Origin of the sequence: Streptomyces malaysiensis subsp. malaysiensis (assembly GCF_040653035.1) — a bacterium.
Taxonomy (GTDB): Bacteria; Actinomycetota; Actinomycetes; order Streptomycetales; family Streptomycetaceae; genus Streptomyces; species Streptomyces malaysiensis.
Genome location: NZ_JBEZNG010000013.1, coordinates 65,299 through 91,783, shown reverse-complemented (window position 1 = coordinate 91,783; position 26,485 = coordinate 65,299). Strand labels below are relative to the sequence as shown.

21 protein-coding genes and 1 pseudogene are annotated in these 26,485 nt (G+C 72.1%); 14 read left to right on the top strand and 8 right to left on the bottom strand.

Annotated features, from left to right (window positions below; genetic code table 11):
• Positions 1 to 28: 28 nt before the first annotated feature.
• From AB0E24_RS25105 to AB0E24_RS25085, 5 genes and pseudogenes are all read right to left on the bottom strand, one after another.
• A pseudogene (locus AB0E24_RS25105) lies at positions 29 to 187 on the bottom strand (2-aminoethylphosphonate ABC transport system ATP-binding subunit PhnT); the annotation flags it as partial.
• Positions 187 to 885 carry an HAD family hydrolase gene (locus tag AB0E24_RS25100; RefSeq protein ID WP_359380095.1) on the bottom strand — a complete coding sequence of 233 codons (699 nt, stop codon included), beginning with the start codon at positions 883 to 885 and terminating at the stop codon, positions 187 to 189. The gene AB0E24_RS25100 and the pseudogene AB0E24_RS25105, both read right to left, overlap by 1 nt.
• A 5-nt stretch (positions 886 to 890) precedes the next feature.
• A complete protein-coding gene (locus AB0E24_RS25095; RefSeq protein WP_359380336.1) occupies positions 891 to 2,015 on the bottom strand; it encodes a TIGR03364 family FAD-dependent oxidoreductase in 1,125 nt (374 codons plus the stop codon).
• 142 nt (positions 2,016 to 2,157) lie between these two features.
• Positions 2,158 to 2,913 carry a GntR family transcriptional regulator gene (locus AB0E24_RS25090; protein WP_359380093.1) on the bottom strand — a complete coding sequence of 252 codons (756 nt, stop codon included), beginning with the start codon at positions 2,911 to 2,913 and terminating at the stop codon, positions 2,158 to 2,160.
• Between the two features lie 159 nt (positions 2,914 to 3,072).
• The gene (locus AB0E24_RS25085; protein ID WP_069862005.1) at positions 3,073 to 4,005 is read right to left on the bottom strand and encodes a LysR family transcriptional regulator; all 933 of its coding nucleotides are present in this window, start codon (positions 4,003 to 4,005) and stop codon (positions 3,073 to 3,075) included.
• 97 nt (positions 4,006 to 4,102) lie between these two features.
• Between AB0E24_RS25085 and AB0E24_RS25080 the strand changes: the two genes are divergently transcribed.
• The 12 genes from AB0E24_RS25080 (at position 4,103) to phnE (ending at position 17,327) form a co-directional block, all read left to right on the top strand.
• Positions 4,103 to 5,416, top strand: coding sequence for an aspartate aminotransferase family protein (locus tag AB0E24_RS25080; RefSeq protein WP_093703584.1), 1,314 nt, complete (start codon positions 4,103 to 4,105; stop codon positions 5,414 to 5,416).
• 140 nt (positions 5,417 to 5,556) lie between these two features.
• Positions 5,557 to 6,483 carry an ABC transporter ATP-binding protein gene (locus AB0E24_RS25075; RefSeq protein WP_099012830.1) on the top strand — a complete coding sequence of 309 codons (927 nt, stop codon included), beginning with the start codon at positions 5,557 to 5,559 and terminating at the stop codon, positions 6,481 to 6,483.
• Positions 6,483 to 7,295 (top strand): ABC transporter permease, encoded by an 813-nt coding sequence (locus tag AB0E24_RS25070; RefSeq protein ID WP_069862011.1) that lies wholly within the window; start codon positions 6,483 to 6,485, stop codon positions 7,293 to 7,295. The genes AB0E24_RS25075 and AB0E24_RS25070 overlap by 1 nt, the downstream gene beginning before the upstream one ends.
• Positions 7,296 to 7,312: 17 nt before the next feature.
• The gene (locus tag AB0E24_RS25065) at positions 7,313 to 8,548 is read left to right on the top strand and encodes a sensor histidine kinase (protein WP_237287482.1); all 1,236 of its coding nucleotides are present in this window, start codon (positions 7,313 to 7,315) and stop codon (positions 8,546 to 8,548) included.
• Positions 8,545 to 9,150: a response regulator transcription factor gene (locus AB0E24_RS25060; protein WP_069862013.1), complete on the top strand. Its 606-nt coding sequence runs from the start codon at positions 8,545 to 8,547 to the stop codon at positions 9,148 to 9,150. The genes AB0E24_RS25065 and AB0E24_RS25060 overlap by 4 nt, the downstream gene beginning before the upstream one ends.
• 266 nt (positions 9,151 to 9,416) lie before the next feature.
• The gene (locus AB0E24_RS25055) at positions 9,417 to 10,829 is read left to right on the top strand and encodes a multicopper oxidase family protein (RefSeq protein WP_359380086.1); all 1,413 of its coding nucleotides are present in this window, start codon (positions 9,417 to 9,419) and stop codon (positions 10,827 to 10,829) included.
• A gap of 116 nt (positions 10,830 to 10,945) precedes the next feature.
• Positions 10,946 to 12,100, top strand: a complete 1,155-nt coding sequence (locus AB0E24_RS25050) for an inorganic phosphate transporter (RefSeq protein ID WP_069862017.1) — start codon at positions 10,946 to 10,948, stop codon at positions 12,098 to 12,100.
• A 30-nt stretch (positions 12,101 to 12,130) separates the two neighbouring features.
• The gene (locus AB0E24_RS25045; protein ID WP_069862019.1) at positions 12,131 to 12,364 is read left to right on the top strand and encodes a hypothetical protein; all 234 of its coding nucleotides are present in this window, start codon (positions 12,131 to 12,133) and stop codon (positions 12,362 to 12,364) included.
• A 20-nt stretch (positions 12,365 to 12,384) separates the two neighbouring features.
• A complete protein-coding gene (gene ppk2 / locus AB0E24_RS25040) occupies positions 12,385 to 13,371 on the top strand; it encodes a polyphosphate kinase 2 (protein WP_359380082.1) in 987 nt (328 codons plus the stop codon).
• A gap of 270 nt (positions 13,372 to 13,641) precedes the next feature.
• Positions 13,642 to 14,580, top strand: coding sequence for a phosphate/phosphite/phosphonate ABC transporter substrate-binding protein (locus AB0E24_RS25035; protein WP_359380079.1), 939 nt, complete (start codon positions 13,642 to 13,644; stop codon positions 14,578 to 14,580).
• Positions 14,577 to 15,542 (top strand): phosphonate ABC transporter ATP-binding protein, encoded by a 966-nt coding sequence (gene phnC / locus AB0E24_RS25030; RefSeq protein ID WP_359380076.1) that lies wholly within the window; start codon positions 14,577 to 14,579, stop codon positions 15,540 to 15,542. Before AB0E24_RS25035 ends, phnC begins: the two co-directional genes overlap by 4 nt.
• Positions 15,543 to 17,327, top strand: coding sequence for a phosphonate ABC transporter, permease protein PhnE (gene phnE, locus AB0E24_RS25025; protein WP_359380073.1), 1,785 nt, complete (start codon positions 15,543 to 15,545; stop codon positions 17,325 to 17,327).
• A gap of 99 nt (positions 17,328 to 17,426) precedes the next feature.
• On the opposite strand, the gene AB0E24_RS25020 is transcribed toward phnE, so the two are convergent.
• A complete protein-coding gene (locus AB0E24_RS25020; protein WP_359380070.1) occupies positions 17,427 to 18,770 on the bottom strand; it encodes a family 43 glycosylhydrolase in 1,344 nt (447 codons plus the stop codon).
• 226 nt (positions 18,771 to 18,996) lie between these two features.
• Here AB0E24_RS25020 and AB0E24_RS25015 point away from each other — a divergent pair, with 226 nt between their 5' ends.
• A complete protein-coding gene (locus tag AB0E24_RS25015) occupies positions 18,997 to 19,560 on the top strand; it encodes a YceI family protein (RefSeq protein ID WP_069862027.1) in 564 nt (187 codons plus the stop codon).
• A gap of 49 nt (positions 19,561 to 19,609) precedes the next feature.
• Here the strand turns inward: AB0E24_RS25015 and AB0E24_RS25010 are convergent, their stop codons facing one another.
• Together AB0E24_RS25010 and AB0E24_RS25005 are read right to left on the bottom strand one after the other, a co-directional pair.
• A complete protein-coding gene (locus AB0E24_RS25010; protein ID WP_359380067.1) occupies positions 19,610 to 21,133 on the bottom strand; it encodes a sulfatase family protein in 1,524 nt (507 codons plus the stop codon).
• A gap of 126 nt (positions 21,134 to 21,259) precedes the next feature.
• Positions 21,260 to 22,258, bottom strand: a complete 999-nt coding sequence (locus tag AB0E24_RS25005; RefSeq protein WP_251770083.1) for an LLM class flavin-dependent oxidoreductase — start codon at positions 22,256 to 22,258, stop codon at positions 21,260 to 21,262.
• A 210-nt stretch (positions 22,259 to 22,468) separates the two neighbouring features.
• Here AB0E24_RS25005 and AB0E24_RS25000 point away from each other — a divergent pair, with 210 nt between their 5' ends.
• A complete protein-coding gene (locus AB0E24_RS25000; RefSeq protein WP_359380063.1) occupies positions 22,469 to 26,308 on the top strand; it encodes a CHAT domain-containing protein in 3,840 nt (1,279 codons plus the stop codon).
• The last annotated feature ends 177 nt before the right edge of the window (positions 26,309 to 26,485 follow it).

Genomic DNA, 26,485 nt, shown 5'->3' with positions numbered 1-26,485 from the left:
TCGCCGACTTCCAGGCGTCGATGTTGTGGACGAAGCCGAAGTAGTTGTTCACCACGGTCGTCCAGGTGCCGGATCCGGACGGCCCGAGGAGCGCCATGACCTCGCCGGGCGCCACGGTGAGGTCGAGGGCGTCCAGTACGACATTGCCGTCGTAGGCGACGGTGACCGCGTCGAAGCGGATGCCCATCAGCCGACTCCCCGCAGCAGGGCGGGCAGTTCGGCGACCGAGTCCAGCACATGGGTGGCCCCGGCCGCGCGGAACGCCTCGTCGCCGTGGGCCCCGGTGCGCACACCGGCCACCAGCCCCGCACCGGCCCGTACCCCGCTGACCATGTCGTAGGAGGTGTCGCCGACGACGGCGACCTGAGCCACACTCTCGGCGGCCTTGGTCCGCAGGAACGCCGCCAGCACCATGTCCGGGTACGGCCGCCCGCGCCCGCCCGCGTCGGCGGGGCACAGGGTGAGCGGCACCAGGTCGCGCCAGCCGAGCGCGTCCAGGATCGCGTCCTGGGTGACACGGGCGAAGCCGGTGGTCAGGACGACGGTGCGGCCGTCGGCGGCCAGTGCCGCGATCGCCTCGCGGGCGCCGGGCACGGGGGCGATCAGACCGCCGTCGACGAGTTCGCCGTACGACCTCTCGAAGGCGGCGTTGGCGCGCCGGGCCAGATCCTCCGTGCCGAACAGATGGCGGAAGACGGAGATCTTGGACTCGCCCATGGTGGCGCGGACATGGGCCAGCTTCTCGGCGTGGTCGGGGGTGCCGGGCTCGACGCCCAGCTCACCGGCGGCCGCGTCGAAGGCGCGCTCGACCAGGCCGCCGTCGGCGACCGTCGTACCGGCCATGTCGAGGGCCACCAGGCGGAAGTCGGGGGTGGGGGCGGTCATGTGTGTCACCAGCCCAATTCGTTCGCGGTGGTTTCGGCTATCGCGGGCGAGCAGGTCATACCGCGCCCGCCGGGCCCGGTGACCAGCCAGACGCCATGGCGCACCCGCTGGCGGTGCACGACCCGCCCGGTGTCGGTGCACTGGGCGTACACCCCGGCCCAGCGGCGCCGGACCTTCGGCAGCGGCCGGCCGAGCAGGGCCTCCACGACACCGGTGAGGTGGTCGTAGGGGTCCTCGAGGGTGTCGAAGGCGAAGGGGTGCTCGTACTCGTGGGTGTCGCCGATGGTCAGTCCGCCGTCGGCGCGCTGCACCATCAGCAGCTGCATACGGTGCTCCGCCGCGGTACCGGCCTGCGGCCGCCGCCCGTTCAGCTCGTCCAGGGCGGGGGAGGCGTACGCCGGGTAGTAGCGGAGGCTGTCGGCGTCGGCGACCGAGGTGGTCAGCGGCTCGCCGAGCGGGTCGGTCTGCATCATCTGGAGCCGGACGCGGCGCACCGGCAGGTCGGGACCGGCCAGTTCGCGCACCAGACCGCCGAGCCAGGCGCCGGTGCACAGCACGACGGCGTCACCGGTGTGCACCTCGCCGTGGTCGTCGCGGACGGCCCGCTCGCCGATCACCTCCCGGACCTCGCGGCCGGGCAGGAAGGTGTAGCGCGGGGACCTCAGCAGCTCGGCGCGCAGCGCCACCTGGGCGGTGCGCGGCTCGACGGCCGCGTCCCGCTCGCAGTACAGGGCGGCGTCGAACTCCCCGCGCAGGGCTGGGTTGAGGGCCCGGGCCTCGCCCGGGGTCAGCAGCTCGTAGCCGCGGGCGGCGGCGTCCGCACGGGCCACGGCGGCCTCGGCGACGGCCACTTCCAGCTCATCGCGCACCGGGGTCAGGGAGCCGTTCGGGCGGAAGCCCAGCGCCGGGACGCGGCCGCCGATCTTCTCCCACAGCTCCCGGGCCCGCAGCGCGGTGTCCAGCTCCTCGCCGCCCGCCCGGCCGCTCACCCAGATCTGGCCGAAATTACGTAGCGAGGCGCCGCGAGCCTCCGTCTCGCGCTCGATCTGTACGACCTCGTGGCCGCGTTCCACTGCGTGCCAGGCGTGCATGGTGCCCACCACGCCGGCTCCGACGACTATCACTCTCACGTCCGTCACGCTCCATGGGTTCGGGGAACCGGAGGAATCCGGCTGACAACGAGAGCGTGAACCGGGCATCGCATTTGGGCTAGACCCGTTATCTTTTTGTGATCTCACAAGAGGGGCTAAAGGCGGGCCAAAGGGGCATTTTTCAGCCGCGCAGATGTGTCGTGAAGGAGAACCGGTCACCCCGGTACAGCGTCCGTACCCGCTCCAGCGGACGGCCTTCGGTGTCCCGTGAGACCCGGTGGATGAGCAGCATCGGCAGGGCCGGCGGGGTGCCGATGAGCAGGGCCTCGCGCGGTGTGGCCAGGACGGTCTCGATCCGCTCGTCGGCGTCGCCGAAGGCGATGCCCCGCTCGGCGAGATGGGCGTAGAAGGAGGAGTCCGGATCGAAGGCGGTGTCCAGATCGGGCACGCGAGCCTCGGCGACGTATGTGCTCTCCAGCCCGACCCGCTCATCGTCCGCGAGCAGCACCCGCTCCAGATGCCAGACGGGCTCCCCGCGCGTGAGACCCGTCTCGGCGGCGAGCGCGTCGGGGCAGGGGAAGCGGTCGAGGGTGACGAGCGAACGCCCGGGGGTGCGCCCCTGGCGCCGTACGCCTTCGGTGTAGCTGGCCAGCGACAGCGGCTGCTCCAGCTTGGGCCCCGCGACCACCGTGCCCCGGCCCTGTCGGCGCAGCTTGCCCTCCAGCACCAGCTCGCGCAGCGCCTGGCGCACCGTCTCCCGGGCGACCTCGAACCGCTCGGAGAGATCGCGCTCGGTGGGAATGGGGGCGCCCTCGCCCAACTCGTCGACGAGCCGGGCGATATGCGCCTTGACGGCGTAGTACTTGGGCACACGGCCGTGCTCCGGGATGCCGGAGCGGACGGGGGCGCCGGGGGCCTGGTCGTTCGGGTAGTCCACGCAGAGATCGTCGCAGACGGAGGTGCGCGCCCCGGCGGCGGTCGCGACCCATGTGGACCTCGGCGGTGGTCGCCGCCGTCGCGCGGACCGGCACGCCGTGGCGGGAGCGCTCGTTCCGGCGGTACGTCACCGACTGGGAGTTCCGCGAGTACGCCCGGCTCAGCCGAGCCGGCCGGGGCGCTGCTTCGGGGCGGCCAGGGCGGGGATCTCGGGGTGGTCGCGCAGGGCGGTGACGACCGCGTTCACCGCGGCGCGCTGTGTCGTGCCACGGCGCACCGCGATGGTGACGTTGCGGTGCACCGGTGTGCTGAGCTCCCGGGTGGTGACGGCGTGGTCCGGTGTGATGGCGAGGGCGGGCAGCAGTGTGATCGAACGGCCCGACTCGACATGTCGCAGCACCATCAGATAGTTGCTGAACCGGCATGCCACCCGGGGTTCGAACCCCGCCTCGCGGCACAGCCGTACGGTCAGATCCGCCATGTACGACTGCGGTCGGTCACACGCCCAGGTCTCCTCCGCGCAGGCCGCGAGGTTCACCGTCGTACGGCCGGTGAGCGGGTGGTCGCGCGGCAGCACCAGCACGATGGGGTCGGTGCCCAGGGGGATGATCTCGAGGTCCGCGCCCCATGACAGGCCGACGTAGTCGGTGGTGGTGACGATGACGTCGGCCTCTCCCGAGCGGAGGGCCGGGCCGCTCTCATGCGGCTCCAGCTCGATCAGTTCCAGGCGGAGCCGCGGATGGCTGGTGGCCAGCCGGGTCGCCGCCGGTACCGCCAGGGTGTAGATCGCGCTCTGGAACGCCCCGAGCCGGACGGTGCCGATGGGCTCGTCGTTCAGGGCGTGCAACTCGGCCTCGGCCTCGGCCATCTGGTCCAGGATCTCCCGGCCCCGGCGGGCCAGCAGCAGTCCTGCCGGGGTCAGCCGCACCTTCCGCCCGGTCCGCTCCAGCAGCTGGCACCGGGTCTCGGTCTCGAGGACGGCCAGCTGCTGGGACACCGTCGACGCGCTCAGATGCAGCGTCTCGGCGACCGCGCGCACGGTGCCCAGGGTTTCCAGCAGGCTGAGCAGCCGCAGCCGGCCCGAGTTGAGCATGCCCCGATTGTAGATCCGAGCTGTACGGTTTCGCCGAACAGATCGGTCGGATCTGTGCGATGGACGCGCGCAGCGACGCATCCCTACCGTCGGTCGTATGGATCCCGAGACTGCCGGTGGCGCCGCCGAGCGCCACCTCATCCGCTATTCCGGCAAAGCCGCGTTCACCTCCGAGGTCATCGCCCGCGCCGCGGGCACATCGGTGTTCACCGAGAGCGGTCGTGAGCTGCTCGACTTCACCTCCGGCCAGATGAGTGCGATCCTCGGCCACTCCCACCCGGCGATCGTGGCGACGGTGCGCGAGCAGGTGGCCCACCTCGACCATCTGCACAGCGGCATGCTCAGCCGCCCGGTCATCGACCTCAGCCGCCGGCTCGCCGAGTCCCTGCCCGATCCCCTGGAGAAGGCGCTGCTCCTGACCACCGGGGCGGAGGCGAACGAGGCCGCGGTGCGGATGGCCAAACTCGTCACCGGCCGCCATGAGGTCGTCTCGTTCGCCCGGTCCTGGCACGGGATGACCCAGGCCGCCGCGAACGCCACCTACAGCGCCGGGCGCAAGGGCTACGGACCCGCCGCGCCGGGCAACTTCGCGCTGCCCGTCCCGGACCGCTTCCACCCCGAGATCGTGGACGCCGACGGCTCGCTCGACTGGCGCCGCCAGCTCGACATGGGCTTCGACCTGATCGACGCCCAGTCGGTCGGCAGTCTCGCCGCCTGTCTGGTCGAGCCGATCCTCAGCTCCGGTGGTGTCATCGAACTCCCACCGGGCTATCTCGCCGCCCTGGCCCGGAAGTGCCGGGAGCGGGACATGCTGCTGATCCTCGACGAGGCCCAGACCGGGCTGTGCCGTACCGGCGACTGGTACGCCTTCGAGGCCGAGGGCGTCGTCCCGGACATCCTCACGCTGTCCAAGACGCTCGGCGCGGGGCTGCCGCTGGCCGCCGTGCTGACCAGCGCGGAGATCGAGCAGCGGGCGCACGACCTGGGGTTCCTGTTCTTCACCACCCATGTCAGCGATCCGCTGCCGGCCGCCGTCGGCAACACCGTCCTGGACGTCCTGGTCCGCGACCACCTCGACAAGCGTGCGCGCGACCTCGGCGCGGCACTGCGCGATGGGCTCGATGAACTCGCCACCCGACACGAGGTCATCGGGGACGTCCGCGGCCGGGGCCTGCTGCTGGGCGTGGAGCTGGTGGGCGATCAGGTGCTGGGCGAAGGCGGCGCCGACCGGCTCGGCGCGGCCGTCACCCGGCGCTGCTTCGACCTCGGGCTGCATATGAACATCGTCCAGTTGCCCGGTATGGGCGGCACCTTCCGGATCGCGCCCCCGCTGACCGCGAGCGATGACGAAATCGCCCGCGGCGTCGCCATCCTCGACCAGGCGCTCACCGACGCCGTCCGGGGGCTCTGAAGCCCGGGACCCCGGAGGGTCCGGGCCTCCGACGCCCGGGCCCTCCGAGGGCGTTCGGCGGTGTCCGCATGACAGATGTCATGCGGACTCATGACACACCGCACTCCAACCGGCCCCGCCGTGCGGGAAACCTGGAACCCATGGACACCGTTATCGAAACCGCCGATCTGCGTCGGCACTACAAGGGCTTCGAGGCCGTACGCGGTATCGACCTCACGGTCGCCCGCGGTGAGCTCTTCGCGCTCCTGGGGACCAACGGGGCGGGTAAGACCTCCACCCTGGAGGTCCTGGAGGGCCAGGCCACCCCGACCGCCGGGACCGTCCGGGTGCTCGGCCGCGACCCGTACCGCGAACGCGCCGCCGTCCGCCCCCGTATCGGGGTGATGCTCCAGGAGGGCGGCTTCCCGACGGAGCTGACGGTCAACGAGACCGCGCGCATGTGGGCGGGGTGCACCAGCGGCGCCCGCCCCGTGGCCGAGTCCCTGGAGATGACCAGGCTGTCCAAGCGGGGGACGGTGCGGGTCAAGCAGCTCTCCGGTGGCGAACGCCGTCGCCTCGACCTCGCCCTGGCCCTGCTCGGGCGGCCCGAGGTGCTGTTCCTCGACGAGCCGACGACCGGCCTGGACGCGCAGTCCCGCCGCGACACCTGGGAGCTGATCCGCGAGCTGAAGGAGCAGGGCACGACGGTGGTGCTCACCACGCACTACCTGGAGGAGGCGGAGCAGCTGGCCGACCGGCTGGCGATCATGCACGAGGGGCGGATCGCCACCTCGGGACGGGTGGCCGACGTGGTCGCCGAGCGGCCCTCGCGGATGACCTTCGAGCTGCCCGAGGACTACTTCCTGGGCGATCTGCCACCGCTGGCACCGCTGGGTGTGATCAAAGAGGAGACGGCCGGGCGGACGGTCCGGCTGGAGACCGGCGATTTGCAGCGCACGGCCACGGCGCTGCTGCTGTGGGCCCGGGACAAGGACGTGACACTGCGCGGCCTCGACGCCCGGTCGGCCACGTTGGAGGAGGCGTTCATGGAGATAGCGAAGGGCCTGGAGCAGGAGGGGGCACGATGATGACATCAGCAGCCGGTACGGCACAGGCGCCGACCGCCACACGTGCGCGGCGCACCGCGGCCGACCGTATGTCCGCCCTCGGCCGAGCCGAGTTGACGCTGCTGCTGCGCAGCAAGGCGTCCCTGGTCACCGCGGTGATCCTGCCCAGCACGATGGCGTTCGCGATGCGCGGCATGGTCGAGGAGCTGGACCTGGGCGGCACCGGCCTTTCGGTGGCCACCGTCATGCTGCCCGCCGCGCTGGCCACGGCGCTGCTCTTCTCCGTCTACACCAATCTGGTCGGCGTGTACGTGCTGCGCCGCGAGAGCCTCGTGCTCAAGCGGCTGCGCAGTGGCGAGCTGCACGATTCGGAGATCCTCGTCGGCAGCGCGCTCCCGGCGTTCCTGCTGGCGGGCGTGCAGTCCCTGCTGCTGGCCGGTGGGATGACCGCGTTCCTCGACGCGGACGCCCCGGCCGCCCCGCATCTGGCGGTGCTCGGCCTGCTCATCGGGGTGGCGATGCTGGTCGCCGGGGCGGCGCTCACTGCCGCGTTCACCAGGACGGCGGAGAGCGCACAGCTGACGTTCCTACCGTTCCTGCTGGTCACCCTGGCAGCCTCCGGGGTCTTCGCACCGCGTGAGGTGATGCCGGACACCATGGCCGACATAGCCTCCTGGCTGCCGTTCTCGCCGGTGATGGATCTGCTGCGGGGCGGCTGGACGGGTGAGCTGGCCGGTACGGATCAGATCCGGGCGACCCTCCTCGCGCTGGCGTGGACGGGCCTGGCAGTGTTCGCCGTACGGCGGTGGTTCCGCTGGGGGCAGCGGGGTTGAGAACGATGGAGCCCGAGGTGACGTGGTCGGCGACCATGAGCGTGGAGACCTGGGTGGAGCGGCTCGGGGGCCCGGACGGCCCCGAGCGCTACCGCCGCTACACCCTCTTCACCATCACCTTCTTCGCCGTCGCCGAGGCCGCGCTATGGGTGTTCTGGGGCAAGACGTCGGACGCCGGCACGCCCGAGTCGGCCCTGGTGGTGGCGCTGGGAGGGGTACACGTCGGTGTCCAGGCGCTGCTCGCCCGGGCCGCCCTGCGCCACTACCTCGGCGCCGGACCGCGCCCGGTCCGGCTGGTCGCGCTGTACATCGTCGCCACCGTGGCCATGGCCGCCCTGGGCTGTGCGCTGCTGGCCACCGGCCGCATCGGGGACCCCGACCTGGCGTCGTACCTGATCTGGCTGCACATGTTCTACGCCGGTCCGCCGATGCTGGCGCTGCCGCGCGGCCCCGGGGCGGTGCTGGTCGGTGCGGTGCCGGTGGCGGCGCTCGGTGCGGCGGCGGCGAGCGGGCTGTCGGGCGAGCGGCTGGCGATCACGGTCGGCACCACCCTGCTCATGGTGCCGTTCATGGCCATGGCGATCCGGGTCTCCGGCTGGAGCGTGCGGCTGATCGAGGAGCTGGCAAGGGCCCGCGAGACACAGGCGCGGCTGGCCGTGGCGGAGGAGCGGCTGCGCTTCGGCCGCGATCTGCACGATGTGCTGGGCCGCAACCTCGCGGTGGTGGCGCTGAAGAGCGAGCTCGCGGTGCAACTCGCGCGGCGCGGCCGGGAGGAGGCGGTGGGCCAGATGGAGGAGGTGCAGCGCATCGCGCAGGAGTCACAGCGGGAGATCCGCGCGGTGGTACGCGGCTACCGCACCGCCGATCTGCACACCGAACTGGCCGGGGCCCGGTCCGTGCTCGAAGCCGCCGGGATCGACTGCCGGATCGAGAACGGCCCGGCGGCGCGGCTGCCCGCGCAGACGCAGGCGGCGCTCGGCTGGGTGGTCCGCGAGGGAACGACGAATGTGCTCCGCCATGCACAGGGCGCCTCGCGCTGTGAGGTGACGGTGCGCGCGACCGTCTCGGACGCGGTGTTGCTGGTGATGGAGAACGACGGGGCGGGCACGGCCCCCGTACCGGGCACCGGAAGCGGGCTGCCGGGGCTGCGCGAGCGCTTGGCCGAAGTGGACGGCACGCTGGACGCCGAACCGGGCCCGGACGGGACCTTCCGGCTGACCGCGAGGATTCCCTGGAAGGCGGCCGACGAATGATCAGGGTTCTGCTGGCGGACGACGAACACCTCATCCGGGGCGCCCTCGCCTCACTGCTGGCGCTGGAGGACGACATCCTCGTGGTAGCGGAGGCCGGTACGGGCGACGAGGCGCTGGCCATGGCCCGGGCGCACCGCCCCGATGTGGCCGTCCTTGACCTCCAGATGCCCGGATATGACGGAGTGTCGGTGGCGGCCCGGCTGCGTGACACGGTGCCGGAGTGCACTTCGATGATCGTCACCAGCCATGCCGGGGCCGGGGCGCTGAAGCGGGCGCTGGGCGCGGGGGTGCGCGGCTTCGTGCCCAAGACGGTGTCCGCGCGGCGACTGGCGGAGATCATCCGTACGGTGCACACGGACGGCCGCTACGTCGACCACGAACTGGCGGCCGACGCGATCGCGGCGGGCGAGTCGCCCCTCACACCGCGCGAGGCGGAGATGCTGTCGCTGGCCGAGGACGGAGTACCGGTGGCGGAGATCGCGTCCCGCGCCGCGCTGTCCCCCGGGACGGTGCGCAACTACCTGTCGGCCGCCGCGGCGAAACTCGGTGCGGAGAACCGCCATATGGCGGCTCGGGTCGCCCGCGAGCGCGGATGGCTCTAGGAGTGCTGTGTCGGGTGGTGTCAGCCCTCTGACGCCGTGTCTGCCGCGCGCGTGGCGGCCTTCCACAGGGCCGCGCGCCTCGGCCTGCGGAGGCATTCAGCGGACCCATCAGCGTGTCGGGGCGTGGCGGCCGGGGCGTCGGGGTGGGATGGGCACGGCGCACAACGGCCAACGGTTCGGTTCCGGCCGAGGTGTTCCGGGCATCGAGTTCCGGCCCCGGCGGCGCCGCGACACCGATTCTCCCCGGCTCACCTCCGGAGACAGCGATGGGATCCCGACTGACCCGCCGTGCCGCCGTGCCGCTTCTCGCCCTCGCCACGGCGCTGTCCAGCTGTTCCGCACCGTCCCCGAAACCGGCGGTACGGCGGGAGGTGGCACCGGGCGCCCGGCTGGAGGACCCGCCGGAGCTGGTGAGCCACAACGGGCTGCTGCGGGCACGGCTCGTCGTACAGCGGCGCAAGGTCGACGTGGCCGGCCGCAAGCGGTGGGCCCTCACCTACAACGACCGCTATATGCCCCCTACGCTGCGGTTCCGCCCGGGTGACAAGGTGGAGCTGGACTTTGTGAACCGGGTGCGCCCCTACACCAACCTCCATGTGCACGGGCTGCATGTGTCACCCAAGGCCCCGGCCGACGATGTCCTGATCCATGTCGGCGCGGGCAAGACGTACCACTACCGATACCGGTTCCCCCAGGCCCTCAAGCCCGGCACCTACTGGTACCACTCGCACGCCCACCCCATCTCGGCTCCCCAGGTCGCCGGGGGACTGGCGGGAATCATCGTGGTCGACGGGCTCGAACGGTACTTGCCGTCGGCCTTGCGCCACATCACCGAGCACACCATCGCGCTCAAGGACTTCCAGGTCCAGGGTGATGCGGTCAAGACCGAGGGGCTGAAGATCGGCGCCCCCACCCATCGGACCGTCAACGGCCAGCTCAACCCCACCATCCACATCCGGCCCGGTGAGGTCCAGCTGTGGCGGCTGGCCAACATCAGCGCGAACATCTACTACAAGCTGCGCCTGAGGGGGTATCGGTTCAGGGTGATCGGACGGGACGGATTCCCCGTCGACCGCACCTTCACCAGGGACACCCTCCTCCTCGCGGCCGCCACCCGCTTCGACGTACTGGTCACCGGTGGCCGGCCCGGCCGCACCGTGCTGGAAACGCTCCCGTACAGCACCGGCCCGGCCGGCAACCAGTTCCCCCGGGCGAAGCTGGCCACCCTGGTCTCCTCGGGGAAACCGGTGGCGCGGGTGGCCATGCCCACCACCTTCGCTCCGCCGGAGGATCTGAGCCACCTCCCGCTCGCACGCCGCCGTACGGTGGTGTTCTCCGAGAACAAGGCGGGGACCGAGTTCTACATCAACGGCAGGCAGTTCGACCCGCACCGGGTGGACCTCAGATCGAAGCTGAACACCACCGAGGAGTGGACCGTCGTCAACACCAGCAACGAGGAGCACTCCTTCCACACCCACACCAACCACTTCCAGTTGATGAGCGTCAACGGCGTGCCCCACCACGGCCACAGCCTCCAGGACATCGCCAACGTTCCGGCCAAGGGCCGGATGGTCATCCGGATCCGCTTCACCAACTACACCGGGAAGACCGTCCTGCACTGCCACATCCTCAACCACGAAGACGCGGGAATGATGGCCGTCCTGGACATCGTGAAGTGACCGATCCGGGGCAAGTGACCGATCCGGTGGGAGCCCCACGATCCTCGCGCGTCGCCCTTGTACTGCCTTTGCCTCGAGTTCGCCGAGCATTGGCCTGAGCTTGTTTGCATACAGGAATGGACCACATCACCTTCCTGGTGGCGGTCGTCATCGTCACGGCCCTCGCTTTCGACTTCACCAATGGATTCCATGACACGGCGAACGCGATGGCCACGTCCATCGCCACCGGCGCGCTCACCCCCAGAACGGCGGTTCTGGTGAGCGGGATCCTCAATATCGTCGGCGCCTTCCTCTCCACCGAGGTGGCCAAGACCATCTCCGGTGGCATCGTCGACGACACCTTGGTCACCCCGGGCATGATCTTCGCGGGGCTCGTCGGGGCGATCCTCTGGAATCTGCTGACCTGGCTGGTCGGGCTGCCGTCGAGTTCGTCGCATGCGCTGTTCGGCGGGCTGATCGGGGCCGTATGGGTCGGTGCGGGCTCTCATGGCGTGCACTTCGACAAGGTTGTCGAGAAGGTGCTGATACCGGCGGTGGCCTCGCCGATCGTGGCCGGTGTCGCCGCGCTGCTGGCCACCTACCTCGCGTACCGGCTCACCGACCGCGCCCGGAAGAAGTCCGTGACCAAGGGTTTCCGGGTCGGCCAGATCGCCTCGGCCTCGCTCGTCTCCCTCGCGCACGGCACCAATGACGCGCAGAAGACCATGGGCGTCATCACGCTGGCCCTGATCTCGACGGGCGCTCTGGGCCATGACGCCGGTCCGCCGCTGTGGGTGATCGCCTCCGCGGGCCTCGCCATCGGCCTCGGCACCTACCTGGGCGGCTGGCGGATCATCCGCACCATGGGCAAGGGCCTGACCGAGATCCAGTCGCCGCAGGGTTTCGCCGCCGAGACCGCCTCCACCACCGTCATCCTCACCTCCGCGCACCTCGGCTTCGCCCTGTCCACCACCCAGGTGGCCTCCGGCAGCATCCTCGGCGCGGGCCTCGGCCGACGGCTGGCGGAGGTGCGCTGGGGCGTCGCGGGCCGCATGGTGATCGCCTGGCTGGTCACGCTGCCCGCGGCCGCGCTGGTCGGCGGCGTCTCCGCGAGCGTGGTCACCAACGGCGGCAACATCGGCGCGGCGGTCGTCGCCCTGATCGGCGCGGCCCTCGCCGCGGGCATCGTGCTCCTCTCACGCCGTAACCCCGTGGACGCGAAGAACGTCAACGACGCCCACGAGGTCACGATCCGCACCGAGCCGCCGGCCGCGGTCGGCACGGCCGCGTAAACCCCCCGAATCACGGAGAGAGTCAAGACGATGCATCTCGACTGGACCGCACTCGGCCAGGTCACCGCGGTGAGCATCGGCGTCACCATCGCCGTGGTCACCGTCTTCGCCCTCGGCGTCCTGGGCCTCGCCCGTGTGGAGGCGGCTCGTGAGGAGAACGGCACCGGCTCCACCCTCGGCCTGACCCAGGCCGGGCTGTGCTTCGTGGCATGCGCGGCGGTGGTGGCCTACGGGATCTATCTGATCGTGCCGCAGTTCCACTGAGAGCGGAAGGGAAGGACCGGATGACAACGCCGCCCTTGCTGTCCGAGCTGTCCGGCCTTCGGGTCGACTACAGCGACCAGGACGACCCCGTACTCATCCGGCCGGACGGAAGCCCGGTCGACACCTGGCGGGAGAACTATCCGTACCCGCACCGCATGGAGCGCAAGGAGTACGAGTGGCACAAGCGGCTCCAGCAGATAGAACTGCTGAAGTTGCAGAGCTGGATCAAGGAGACCGGACGCCGGCTCGTCATCGTCTTCGAGGGGCGGGACGCGGCCGGCAAGGGCGGCACCATCAAGCGTTTCACCGAGCACCTCAACCCGCGCGGCGCACGGGTCGTCGCGCTGGAGAAGCCGACCGAGCGTGAACGTGGCCAGTGGTACTTCCAGCGGTATGTGGAGCATCTGCCGACCGCGGGTGAGATCGTGCTCTTCGACCGGTCCTGGTACAACCGGGCCGGTGTCGAGCGGGTCATGGGCTTCTGCTCGGCGGATGAGTACCGGCGCTTCATGCGCCAGGCGCCGATGTTCGAGCGGATGCTCGTGGACGACGGCGTGGACCTGGTGAAGTTCTGGTTCTCGGTGTCCCAGAGCGAGCAGCGCACCCGCTTCACCATCCGTCAGGTGGACCCGGTACGGCAGTGGAAGCTCAGCCCGATGGATCTGGCCTCGCTGGACCGCTGGGACGACTACACCGCCGCGAAGGTCGCCATGTTCCGCTCGACGGACACCGAGTACGCGCCCTGGACGGTGGTCAAGAGCAACGACAAGAAGCGGGCCCGCGTCGAGGCCATGCGCAGTGTGCTCGCCCGCTTCGACTACACCGACAAGGACGAGGAGATCGTCGGTCCCCCCGACCCGCGCATCGTGGGCGCGGCGGCGGGCCTGCTGGAGGCGGGCGAAGACGACAGCCCCGACACCCCCGACACCAACGCTCCCGACACCGACACCACCAAGCCCACCGACACCACCGTCACCGACACCACCGGCGGCGCCGACGGGCGCTGACGAGCACACCGAAGCCCGGCACCCGCCCAGGGAGCCGGGGTTCCGCACCGGGGCCGGGTCCGCGTATCCGCGGGCCCGGCCCCGGCGGGTGTCGGCGCGTACGACCGGCCGGGGTTGTCCGGTCAAGCGGCCCGTTGCCTCCCGCATCGTTCAGACAGCCGTAACCGACGGCGGCGGGTGTGCACACCTGCTCTCCGCAGGGTTGGCGTCATCCCCGGTGCCCTCACCACCCGGGAGGCCCGAATCGCCCCACCGCTCGAAGGACGACGCATGCCCCGCCACCTCCGCCTCCCCCTCGCCGCCGCGCTGCTGCCGCTCGTGCTCACGGCCTGCGGCGCCAGTGCCTCCGACGACGGCTCCACGTCCGAGGGCCGGGACCCCGACACCCTGGTGGTCGCGGCGATCCCGTCCGAGAACTCCACCTCGCTCGCCCAGCAGTACGCCCCGGTCATCAAGCTGCTGGAGGCCGAGACCGGCAAGAAGGTCCAGATGCAGAAGGCGACCAGCTACGCCGCCGTCATCGAGGCGCAGCGGGCGCACAAGGCGGATGTCGCGCTCTACGGTCCGCTCTCCTACGTCGTCGCCAAGGACAGCGGAGTCGGTGTGAAGCTGGCCGGCGCGCTGGTCACCGCCAAGGGCGAGACGCCGGGCTACCAGTCGTACGGCATCACGCGCGGTGACGCCAAGGACATCAAGAGCCTGGCCGACTTCAAGGGCCACAAGGTGTGCTTCGTGGACCCGACCTCGACATCCGGCTATCTCTACCCGCAGGCCGGTCTGCTGAAGGCGGGTGTGAAGTCCGGCGACTACACCAAGGTCATGGCGGGCGGTCATGACGCTTCGGCACTCTCGGTCGCCTCCGGCGACTGCGACGCCGGTTTCGCCTTCGACACCATGGTGGACAGCGACCTGATCAAGCAGGGCAAGCTCAAGAAGGGCCGGCTGAAGACGGTCTGGAAGTCCACCGAGATCCCCGGCTCGCCCGCCGCGGTCTCGACCGACCTCACCGCGAGCCTCCAGAAGAAGATCGTCGACGCGTTCCTGACCAAGGCCAACGCCGACTACATGGAGTCCAAGGGCTGGTGCTCCGGCGACGGCTGCAAGATCGACGACAACTGGGGCTTCGTCGCGGTCAAGGACTCCGACTACGACTCCGTCCGCGCGGTCTGCGACACCACCAAGGACGCGCAGTGCAAGGACGGATCGTGACGGCCCCGGTTCCCACCCCCACCGCCGCCACCGCCGTCACCGGCTCCCCCGTCGCCGCCGGGGAGCCGGTGATCCGGCTGAGCGGTCTGACGAAGCGGTTCGGCACCGGCGCCGACTCGCTGCTCGCCCTGGACGATGTGTCGTTCGAGGTGCGGCCCGGCGAGGTCGTGGCCCTGCTGGGGCTGTCCGGCTCCGGCAAGTCGACGCTGCTCTCCCTGCTCGACGGCCTCCAGCCGCCGACCTCCGGCGACGGCACCGTCCTCGGCACCGCACTGGCCCGGGCCGGCCGGTCCGAACTGCGCGCGCTGCGCCGCCGGATCGGATTCGTCTTCCAGCAGTTCCATCTGGTCGGCCGGCTCAGCGTGCTGGAGAACGTGTGCACCGGCGCCCTCGGGTCGCTGCGCGGGCCCCGGCTGGGGCTGCTCAGCTACCCGCGCGCGGTGCGGGAGCGCGCACTGGACGGGCTGGAGCAGGTGGGCCTGGCCGCGCACGCCTTTCAACGGGCGGACACCCTGTCCGGCGGCCAGCAGCAGCGCGTCGCGGTGGCCCGCGCCCTGATGCAGGAACCGGCTCTGCTGCTCGCGGACGAGCCGGTGGCCTCCCTCGACCCCGAGTCCTCGGCGCAGGTCATGCGGCTGCTGGCGCGCGTGGCCAAGGAGCGGGAACTGACCGTGCTGTGCAGCCTGCACCAGGTCGATCTGGCGCTGTCCTGGGCGCACCGGATCGTCGGTCTGCGGTCGGGCCGGGTCGTCATGGACGTCGCCACGGAGGGCATCGACCGCGCGACGGTGATGCGGCTGTACGAGGCGGTGGCCGCCGAGGGCGCCGAGAGTGTGGCCGCCGCCGTCGCGGCCGGCCCGCCCGCCGTCCGCCACCCCGCCTCCGCCGCCACTTCCGTCTCCGTCCGCGCCCCCGGGGGCGTGCCGGTCACCGCGTCGCCGGTGCACACGTTGGGGGACTGAGTGTCCGTAGCCGAACAGCATCCCCCGGCCGCGCCCCCCACCGGCCCCGGTCCGGGCCCCGGCGCCACGCGTCCGCACCGGCGCACCCTGGCCCGGCCCACCGCCGCCGGGCTCAGCGCGGCCACGGCACTGCTGCTGTGCGTGGGCGGCGGGGTATGGGCGTTCGTCGCGCTCCGGCTCAACATCGCCACGCTCACCGACAGCGCCGACAACGCGGTGAACTTCCTGTCGCGGACGCTGCCGCTGGACTTCCCGCCGACCGGTGAACTGCTCTCGCTGATCTGGCAGACGCTGGCCATCGTGGTCTCCGCCACCGTGCTCTCGGTGGTGCTCAGTGTGCCGCTGGCCCTGCTGGCGGCCCGTAACACCAGTCCGGGGGCCGGTGCCCGGGCCGTCTCGCGCGGTGTGATCGTGCTCTGCCGCGCGGTCCCCGAAGTGGTCTTCGCCATCGCCGCCTTCCGTGTCTTCGGCCTGGGCGGGATGACGGGTGTGGTCGCGCTCGGTGTCCACTCCGTCGGCATGGTGGGCAAGCTGTACGCCGACGCCGTCGAACAGACCGACGAGGGCCCGCGCACCGCACTGCGCGCCACCGGCGCCGGGCGGCTTCAGCAGATCACCGGCGCGGTGCTGCCGCAGGCGCTGCCGTCCCTGGTGGCGACCGCGCTGCACCGCCTGGACATCAACCTGCGCGCCTCGGCCGTGCTCGGCTTCGTCGGCGTCAACGGTCTGGGGTACGCGCTCTCCACGGCGATCACCACCCTCGACTACCGGCGGGCGATGGCGCTGGCCGTGGTCCTGCTGCTGCTCTGCTTCGTCGCCGAGTCGGTCTCCGGCGCCATCCGGCGCACCCTGCTCCAGGACGTCACCACGGCGCGGCGCTCCCGCCGTTCATGGCCGGTGTTTCCCGGCGCGCGCCGCGACGAGCGGCCGGGCGGCACCGCTCAGGCCCGCCCGTCCCCGCCGACGGCCGCCGGGCCCCCGGCCGGCGGTGGCACGGCCGTACGCCGCACCCTGCCGCGCTGGAGCGCCCGGCGGATCCGCGGGACCACCTGGCTGGTGCTCACCGTCGCCCTGGTCGTCGCCTCTGCCGTGCGCTCCGGTCTGTCCTGGAGCACCCTGCGGCGCGGCGCCGAGTCGTTCCTCCCGACGCTGGGCGACTTCCTGCCGCCCGGCACCGGTGGGATCGGCGGCCAGCTCTGGGCCGATCTGTGGGTCACCCTCCAGATCGCGCTCGCGGGCACTCTCATCGGGCTGGTGCTGGCGCTGCCGCTGGGGGCGCTCGCGGCCCGGAACGTGGTGGGGTCGCCCCGGGTGGCCCGGTTCTTCCGTACGGTCATCCTGCTGGTGCGGGCGGTCCCGGAGCTCGTCCTGGCGATCGTCTTCGTCGTGGTGACCGGTCTGGGCGCGGTCTCCGGCGCGCTCGCCCTGGGCGTCGGTTCGGTCGGCCTGCTGGGCAAACTGGTGGCCGACTCCCTGGAGGAGACCGAACCGGGCCCGGCCCGTGCCCTGGTCGCCACCGGCGCCCGCAGACACCAGGTGTTCTTCGGGGCCGTTCTGCCCCGGGCCTGGCCGGCGGTGGTCGGACATCTGCTGTACCAGCTCGATGTCAACCTGCGCTCGGCCACTCTGCTCGGCATCGTCGGCGCCGGTGGTATCGGCTACGACCTGCTGAACGCGGCCCGGGTCCTCCAGTTCCCGGTGGTCACCACCGTCGTGCTGATGGTGCTCGCGCTGGTGCTGCTCATCGAGGGGCTGGCCGTCTGGGTGCGCAAGGTGTACGCCTGACGCGGCGCGCCCGGTGTGCGTCCGACGCCCGGTGGAGGACACGACGGCCGCCTGACGTCCGGGTCGCCGGTGAGCACGAGATCACCGCCCGCTTCGGCGTCAGCCGGCCGTACGCCCCCGGTTCCGGCGCTGGACGTAGAGGCGATGACCCTCCGGGCCGGTCCATTCCAGCCGTACGACACCGGGTACGGCGGCGTCGGCGATGCGCGACGGGTCGGACCAGTAGCCGAAGTTCGGGTTGCGGAAGAACGTCGCCCACAGATGGCCGTCGCGGTCCACGAAGAAGTTGTTGTGACCGGCGCCGACCCCCGCGGTCCACCGCCTGGAGTACGGCCCCTCGAAGGTGTCCGACACGGCGACGACGGCGTCGTACTGGTACTGCGCACGGCCGGGTCCCGGCGGGTCGTAGGCGTATCGCGTGCCGCCGTCGGGATGGACCGACGTACGGTCCCACGCGGCCTGGACCAGGTAGTACTTGCCCCCGTACCGGAACACGTAGGCGCCTTCGAGATACGGCTCGGGGGCGTAGGGCAGCTGCCGGAACGTGGGCAGGCCGCTCGTCGGGACGATGTCCTCCATGTCCTCGCGGAAGGTGGCGTAGAGGTCGTTGTGCAGCACGAGCCGCGCCTCGTCGCCCTCGGTGTAGAGGCTGCCGTCGATGTGGTGGTAGGCGCCGGGCTCGATGAACTCCGGCCCGCCGATGAACGCGTCGCCGAAGGGCTTGTCGAGGTTGCCCTCGGCGAGCCGGTACGGGCCCTCCACCCCGCCCTCGCTCACCAGCAGGAACGATCCGACCTTGCGGGAGTGGTCGCCCATGCACGCCACGATGTACCACCTGCCGCGGAAGTGGTGCAGCTCCGGGGCCCACACCTGGCCGCGCTTGCCGAACCGGTCGTCGTACCAGTACCGCTGCCACGGCGCGACGACCGTGCGCCCCGGCCGGTTCTCACCGGCGAACTCGGGCGACCACACCTTGCCCCGCTCGGCGCCGGGCCGGATACGCGTCGTGTCGGCCAGCCGCCATGGCCCCCGCAGGGACGGGGACACCCAGACGAAGATGCCGTCGTTCCACGGGGCGGCCGCGTCGAGCCCGGGTACGCGGGTGGTGCCGGTGGCCACGTACACCGGACGGCCGTGCACCATGAAGCAGTTGACGTAGGTGTCCCGCATCCAGACCACGCCGCGCTCCCGGTCGCGGGGGCGCGGTTCGAGCGGGAGGATGAAGGAGTTGTCCTCGCGCGGCCACAGGTCCGGCCGGGTGTCCGCGAGGCCGTAGGGCCGGGGATCGGGCCAGTTCGGCGGGTGGCGCCGCATGGCCGCCACCTCCGTGGACGATGCCGGGGCGGCGGTGGCGGGCAGTCCCGCCGCCACCCCCAAGGAGCCGGCCACTCCGGCCAGCAACGTCCGTCTGTCGATGGGCAATCTCTTCTCGGAGCTGGTCATCAGTCACGCCCTTCGTCGTCTTACGGCGTGGTGCTGGACTCGCTTGACACCTGACAGAGGCCATCGTGGGATGGCATGCCGCACAGCATGCGAACGTCCGCTGATTTTCGTCAAGAGTGGCGACAAAAATACCGTCCCGCGCCCGTGTGCTGATGGGACGTACCGGAACGTATACCGCGAAAGTCCCTGGCCTTCGCGTACGGTGAGTGCCGTGAAACTGAGGGATATGAGCTATCGCCTTGGCCCGCCGAGCGGGCGACTGCTGATCAGGACCAGCCGTACCGGGCTCGGCCGGAGGGCGGGGCACGATCTGACGATCGAGGCCACCCGATGGTCCGGGGGCGCGACGGTGGTCGGCGGCGCCCCCGAGGAGTCGTCGGTGAGCGTGACGGTCGAGACGGACTCGCTGGAGGTCCGGGAGGGCAGCGGCGGGCTGAAGCCGCTCACCGATGGCGACCGGGCGGATATCAAACGGCTGCTGGCGGGCGAGGGGCTGCTGCACACCGCGGCGCACCCCGTGATCACCTTCCGCTCCACCCGCGTCATCGGGACGCCCCAGTCCTTCGAGATCACGGGAGACCTCACCATCAAGGGCCGTACCCATCCGGTGACGGTGCACGGGAGCGGCGACCCCGACGGGACGCTGCGCGGCTGGGCGTCGGTCACCCAATCCGCCTGGGGGATCAAGCCGTACACCGCGTTCCTGGGCGCGTTGAAGCTGGCCGACGAGGTCCGTGTGGAGTTCGAGGTGACCGCCCTCGAACCGGCGCCCGGCCCCGGACAGGGCTGACCGGCGTGGCGGACCGAAGCGATCCGCCACGCCGGGCCGCGGGCCGTGGCTATGAGGTGTGCGTCCGGGCCGCGGCTTGGCAGCTCTCCGCGCCCTTGCAGCGCTGGAGCTCGGTGAGGGTGCGGTGCAGGGCGTCCCGTTGCGCGGGCGACAGGGCCGCCGCCCGGTTGGTGAGCTGCTCGGGGTCGGAGTCCAGTGCGTAGAACTCGCGCTGTCCGTCGACGTACTCGACGTAGAGCGAGTCCTCGGTGCGGATCGCCCCATAGGTCGGCGGGTCGCCGCTGTCCTTGGGCGCCGCGTCGGGATCGTCCTTCTTGACCGTGGAGTGATGGTGCTCGATCAGGACGGCCTCGCGCCACTCCTCCTCCGTCCGGCCGTGCATCAGATCGCTCAGGCTGCGCCCGTCCACGGTGGACGGCGGCGCCACGCCCGCGAGGTCCAGGAAGGTCGGGTTGAGATCGACGTTCTCCGCGAGTCGCGACACCTTCTCACCGGCCGGAACGCCGGGTCCGGTGACCATCATCGGCACCTTGACGTCGGTGTCGTAGGCGGTCTGCTTGCCGGGGCGGAGCCGGTGTTCGCCCATGTGGAAGCCGTTGTCCGACCCGAACATGAGGTAGGTGTCGTCCGCCAGGCCCTTCTCCTCCAGTGTCTTCTCCAGCTGGCCGATCATGGCGTCGACGGCCTGGACGGAGCGCACTCGCTTGGCGAACTTCCGGTCGATCCCCTGCTTCTCCTCCGCCGTCAGCGGCGACAGGGTGCTCTGCCACTTCGGCGCGTCACCGGTCGCCTTGTCGTAGGCGTCCGTCCGGGGGGCCTCGAGCCCGGGGAACTTGTCCTTGTCACGCGGCGCGGGGGTGTACGGGCCGTGCGGCGCGAACGTGGCCACCTCCAGCATGAACGGCTTCTTCTCCGCCGCAGAGGAGCCGATGAAGGAGGTCGCCTTCTTCGACAGCACATCCGTCAGATAGTCCTCGGGGGCCTTCCCGTAGGGCACGACCTTGCCGTTCTCGTTCAGGTCGTAGTCGTACTCGTTGTAACCGGCCCCGGCGACGTCCCATTCGTCCCAGCCGGAGGGGACATAGGGCTTGGAGGTGCCGTTCTTGTCCTTTGGCTGATACCCGTTGAGGTACTTGCCCATGAACCCGGTGCGGTAGCCGGCGCGTTGCAGCGCGGGCCCGAAGGTCTTCTCCTCGTTGCGGTTCTTCATGAACGCGCGGTAGCCGCCGTCATCGCCGCCGTTGGTGAAGACCCCGGTGTTGTGCGGGTACTGACCGGTGAGGAGCGATGTACGCGACGGGCAGCACAGCGAGTCGGTGGCGAAGAAGTTGGTGAAGGTCGTCCCCTTCTCCCGCATCCGCTGTACGTGCGGCATGTACTCCACGAGGTTCCACGCCAGGTCGTCGGTGAGGACATACACGATGTTGGGCTTCTTGCCCGAACGCGAGGCGTCGGCGTCGGCGGAGCCACCTTCATCCGCCGTGTTCATCACTCTGGCGCATGAGGCCAGCAACGCGATCGCCAGGGCCGCACACAGGGCGGCGAGGACACGTGGACGGCGACTGCCGAACATGGCGCAACCTCCTACGAGTTGTGCGTCTTCGTCGCCGGGACCGTAGGAGAAGGCTTTGTGTGATTCTTGTGAGGCGGCCGCCCGGGCCCATGGGCGGCCCGGGGCGCCTGCCGTGGGTCCGCGGGCTCAGGGCCGCGGTGCCGCCGCCGAGGGCTTCGTGGCGTGTTCTTTGACGAGTTCGTACGAGCGCAGGCGGGCGGCCAGTTCGTAGACCGGTGTGACCAGCATCAGCTCGTCCGCGCCGGTCGCCTCCGCCACCTCCGCCAGGCGCCCTACGACGGTCTCGGGTGTGCCGTACGCCTGATGGGCCCCGAAAGCCGCCAGCCCCGCCCGCTCCTCCGCGGTGAACGGGTGGGCGGCCGCCTCGGAGGGCGAGGGGAAGGGCACCTCGCTGTGCCCCTTGAGGAGCCCGGCCTTGACGACGTTCATCGGGCCCGCCAGCCGCCTGGCCTCCTCCTCGGTCTCGGCGCAGATGGCTTCCACGCACACCAGCACACGGGGGCTCGCGCACCACCGGGACGGGGAGAAGTGCGCACGGTAGTGGCCGAGCGCGGCCTGGGTGTTGTCCGGGCGGATGTGGTGGGCGAAGGCGATGGGCAGGCCGAGCTCCGCGGCGAGCTGGGCACCCGCGGTGCTGGAGGCCAGCAGCCACGGCTCCGGGAGCGGGCCGAGCGCGACCTCCTCGACCAGGAAGCGGAGCGTGGAGGCCACGTCGTCCCGGTACTCCTCGTCCGTCGTCGGCCCGGCGCCGCGCCGCAGCGCCCGGGCCGTGGACTCGTCGAAGGTGCCGGGGCCGCGGCCGATGCCCAGATCGATCCGGTCGGGGTGCAGCGCGGCGAGGGTGCCGAACTGCTCCGCCAGCATGATGGGGGCGTGGTTGGGGGCGAGTACGCCTCCGGAGCCCAGCCGGATGGCCGATGTCGACGCGGCCGCGTGGGCGGTCAGGACGACGGGCGGGAAGGCGCCGATGGCGGGGGAGTGGTGGTGCTCGGCGTACCAGAGTCGGAGATAGCCGAGGGCGTCGAGACGCTGGGCGAAGGCCGTGGTGTCACGGAGCGTGTCCACGGCCCGCGTACCCGTTTGGACCATGGCGACTTCCAGCGCGGAGAGCGGCACATCGATCATGCGGCGAGCATACGGAGTACCGGTCGCCGCGGGCAGCCGTTCCCCCGATGAGCCCGGGTCTTCGCGACCCCGGTGGCCGGGGAGGCGCGCCGGGCGGCCACCGGCGGTCCGCGTCGAGCCGCACACCGTGCCGTCCGGGTGGGGCTGCCCGCCGCCGCCCCGTGGCACGCTGGTCAGCAGGGCATGTGTCCGGACACGGGGGAGCACGAAGTGGACGAGGAACCGCGCCGGAACGGCGGTGAGGACGGCGCGCGGGCGCTGCGGGTGTGGGCGGCCACCGCCGCCCGCCAGGCCGGTGGCGTATTACGCCGGGCGGCGGACGACCCGGCGCGGCCCGCCGCGCTGGCCCAGACGATCGAGCATCTCGCCGCCATCGAGCGGCTGTTGCCCGTGGACGATCCGCTCCGGGACGAGTTCGTCCCGCTGCTGGGCGTGATGATGTGCGTCCGGCTGGGCACGCGTGGGGCGGCCGATACGCCCGAGGACGCCCGGCTCGAACGGGAGCGCGCACTGCGCCATCTGCGCTGGGCCGACCGCACCAGGCCGCTCACCGACCCGTTCGCGGTGAAGGCCCGGAGCGCGCTGCTCCAACTGCTCGTCCCGGAGCACTGCGCACGGGCCACGCACGCGTGGAGCCGGGCCCGCCGCCAAAAGCCGCCGCTCCGGGCCACCGGCCCGCGGCCGCCGGCCTCATCCACTGCGGCCGCGTCCACGCCGACCTCGTCCACGCCGGCCGATCTGGCGGAGGCCAGGGAGGTTCTGGAGCGCCTCGTCGTCGGTCCCGAGGAAGCGGACCTGCGCGGGATCCTCGGATTCCTCGGGCCGGAGATCGGGCTGACGCCGTCCCGCTCCTCCGGCTTCTCCGCCCCGTCCGCAGGGAGTTCCCCGGCCAGTTCCCCGGCCGCCGCGGAGCGGCCCGCCGAGGTGGCGACCGCCGAGGTGGCGACCGGGGAGCGTGCCGAGGACCCGCTGGCCGACGCCGTCCGCGGCGTGCTGGGCTGGGCCGCCGAGGACGTGGCGCGGTTCACGGAGCTCATGGTGTGGCTGTACAGGACCGCGGACCGGCTCACCATCTCCCCCGAGGAGGCCGAGGGGGAGGTGGCGGCCCTGGGCCTGGACCGGCCGGTGTTCGCACCGCTGCGCGAGCTGCTGACCGGGCTCAGGTCGGGCCAGGGTGACCGTCAGGTCCTGGCCGAGCGTGTCCGCCGCGGCGCGGAGGTCGCCCGGCGGACGCTGGGGGAGCTGCCGGCCCACACACCCGAACGGCCCCGCATCGCCAGGCTGCACGCCGTCCTGCTGGTGTGGGCCAACCTCCTGGTGCCCGGCACGATGGACTTCGACGAGCTGGACGAGGCCATGTCGGAGCCGGGGCCGGACCCCGAGGACCGCCCCGGCGGCCCGGGGCGTCTCGGTTTCGAGCAGCAGCTCGGCACCCTGGTCGATGCCGTACGGGTGTCCCAGACCGGCGATCTGACGCATCTGGAGACGAGCGCCGGCCGGATCCGGGCGATGGCCGATGCCCTGTCCGAGGGCGGCGAGGAGGCCACGCTCGCCCGTCGCGCCCTGTCCTTCGGCATGGCCGGGCGCCTCCACGAGGCGGTGACGCTCGGGGGCGGCCTCGACGCCGCCGACGCCGCCCTGACCGTGGCCAGGGAACTGCGCGCCGCCCACGACGACGAGGGCGCGGTGCCGTCCACGAGCAGGCTCACCGCGGTGGTGTTCGTCGCCCAGCACGAGCTGGCCCTGGCCCGCCGCAGCGGGGACCTCACCGGGCTGCCCCGTCTGATCGAGGAGCTGACCGGTCTGTACGACACCCTGCCGCCCGACCAGGAGAACCGCTTCGCCCTCGCCGCCACCTTGGCCGAGGTCCATCGGGAGCAGGCCGCCCATGACCAGGATCCGGCCGGATTCCGCGCCGCGGCCCGGTATCTGAGGGAGGTGGTGGCGACCGACGTACGGGAGCTCGCGCCCATGCTCGCACCGTACTTCCCGGCGGTGCGCGTCTCCGCGCTGCTCCAGCTGACCATGATCGAACCCAGCCGGGACGCGGCCGACCGGGCCGTCGCGGAGGTCCACCGGACCCTCGAAGGACCGCAGCCCACCCCCCATGAGGAACTCCGGCTGCGCTACCAGCTCGGCCGGGCCCTGCTGCACACGGCCCGCCACCTCGACGACCCGGACCTGCTCGACCTGAGCATCACCGAGCTGTCCCGGGCCCGCGAGCTGATCGTCGGAGGGGACGGCCTGCCGCACACCGCGGACGCCCTGACCCAGCTGTCCGAGGCCCACTGGCTGCGCCGCCGGCGCGGCGGGCCGAGCGCCGGCGAGGACCGGGCGGCGGGACTCGCCGCCAGAGGCGAGGCGCTGACCAGGATCTCCTCGGACGTCCTCCTCCAACCCGGCTCCGAACACGGCCTGGCCGTGGCCCGCTTCGGTTCGGCACAGGCGCTGTGGCTGGCCTACTGGAGCACCGTGTCCGGCCGTCCGGCCGACGCCGTGCACGCGCTGGAGCTGGGCCGGGCCCTGGTGTTGCGGTCCGGCGCCGCGTCCCGTGGCATTCCCGAGATCCTCGAAGCCCGGGGCCATCCGGACCTGGCCCGGCAGTGGCGCGCCGAGGTCGCCGCGAACCCGCTCCGGCCCGGTACCGAGTCCGACCTGGGCCGGGCCACCGGCCCGCAGATCCCGGGCAGTCTGCGCCGCAGGGCACTCGAAGCGCTGGGCGCGGGCAGCGGCGCGGACGCCCGGAAACTGCTCGGCCCCCCGGACCTGCCGGCGCTGCGGGCCGGGCTCGCCGCCGCCGGTGCCGATGCGCTCGTCCACCTCGTCCCCGGGCAGAGCCCCGGTATGCCGGGCTTCGCCCTGATCCTGCGCCCCGGCACCGGCGACGCACCGCCCGCCGTCCTGAAGCTGCCGCTGCTGACCCCCGGCAGCCCGCCACTCGAGCGCTACCTCGACGCCACCGCCCGGCGTTCCCGGACGGACGCCGACGCCACCGACGAGGCGGGGCGGCAGGCGGTGCGGGACGGGGAGTGGGAAGCGGCGCTGCGCGAGCTGTGCGACTGGGCCTGGCCCGCCGCGATGGGCCCCGTCCTGGCGGCCGTGGGCCCGCTCCACCGGCCGTCGCGGATCGTGCTGGTGCCGTGCGGGCCACTCGGCGCGGTCGCCTGGCACGCGGCCCGCACCCCGTACGGGACCGACGGGCGCGAGTACCGTTACGCATGCGAGGACGCGGTGTTCAGCTACGCCCCGTCCGGCGCCGAGTTCCTGCGGGCCGCCGCCCGGGACCGGCTGCCCACCACCGCCGGGCAGGTCCTGGTCGCCGACCCCGAACTCAGCCTGGTCTGGGCGGAGATCGAGGCGGAGGCGGTGCGCGCGGCCTGCTACCCCGACGGCCTCCGCTACGGCGAGTTCCCCACGGCCGATGTCAGCGACGCGCCGGGCACACCGGAGGACATCCTCGCCGTGCTGCCCGGCGGCGGCTCCCCGGTCGCCGTCCTGCACATCTCCTGCCACGCCCTGGCCGGTCCGGACCCCACGCGCTCCGCCCTCTGGCTCGCCGCCCCGCCCGCGGGGCCCGAGGACGCGGGGCGGCTCAGCGTGGCCCATATCCTGGATGGCGCGGTCGGCGCGGTCGGCGCGGTCGGCGCCGTGGGCGCCGCCGCCGGACAACCGGGCGGCGCGGGCCCGCTGGTGGTGCTCAGCGCCTGCGAGACGGACCTCAGCACCCGCGACCACGACGAGGCCCTGACCCTGTCCACCGCCCTGGTCGCCCGTGGCGCGGCCGATGTCATCGGCTCGCGCTGGGCGGTCCTCGACGCCTCGACGGCCCTGATGATGGCCGTCTTCCACGACTTCGTCAGCACACATGGCCTCGCCCCGGCGGACGCCCTGCGCGCGGCCCAGCTCTGGATGCTCGACCCGCGGCGCGAGCCCCCGCCCACCCTCCGCGGCCACCTCCGCGGCGAAGCCGCCCGTACCGACCTCGACCGCGTGCACCTCTGGGCCGCCTTCACCCACCAGGGCAACCCGGCGGCCCGGGGCCCGGGGTGACGCCGAGAGCCGGGCCCGCACCGGCGCGGCGAACGGCGGGCCGAACAGCCCCGGCGGCCCAGGGGTGGTGCCGATCCGGCGGGAGGCTAAGCGCTCAGCTGGAAGTGCCCCGACCTGCCGTCGATCGTCTGCGGCGCCGTCGTGGCTGGTCGCGCCCACGCGGCGGAGCCGCACCTC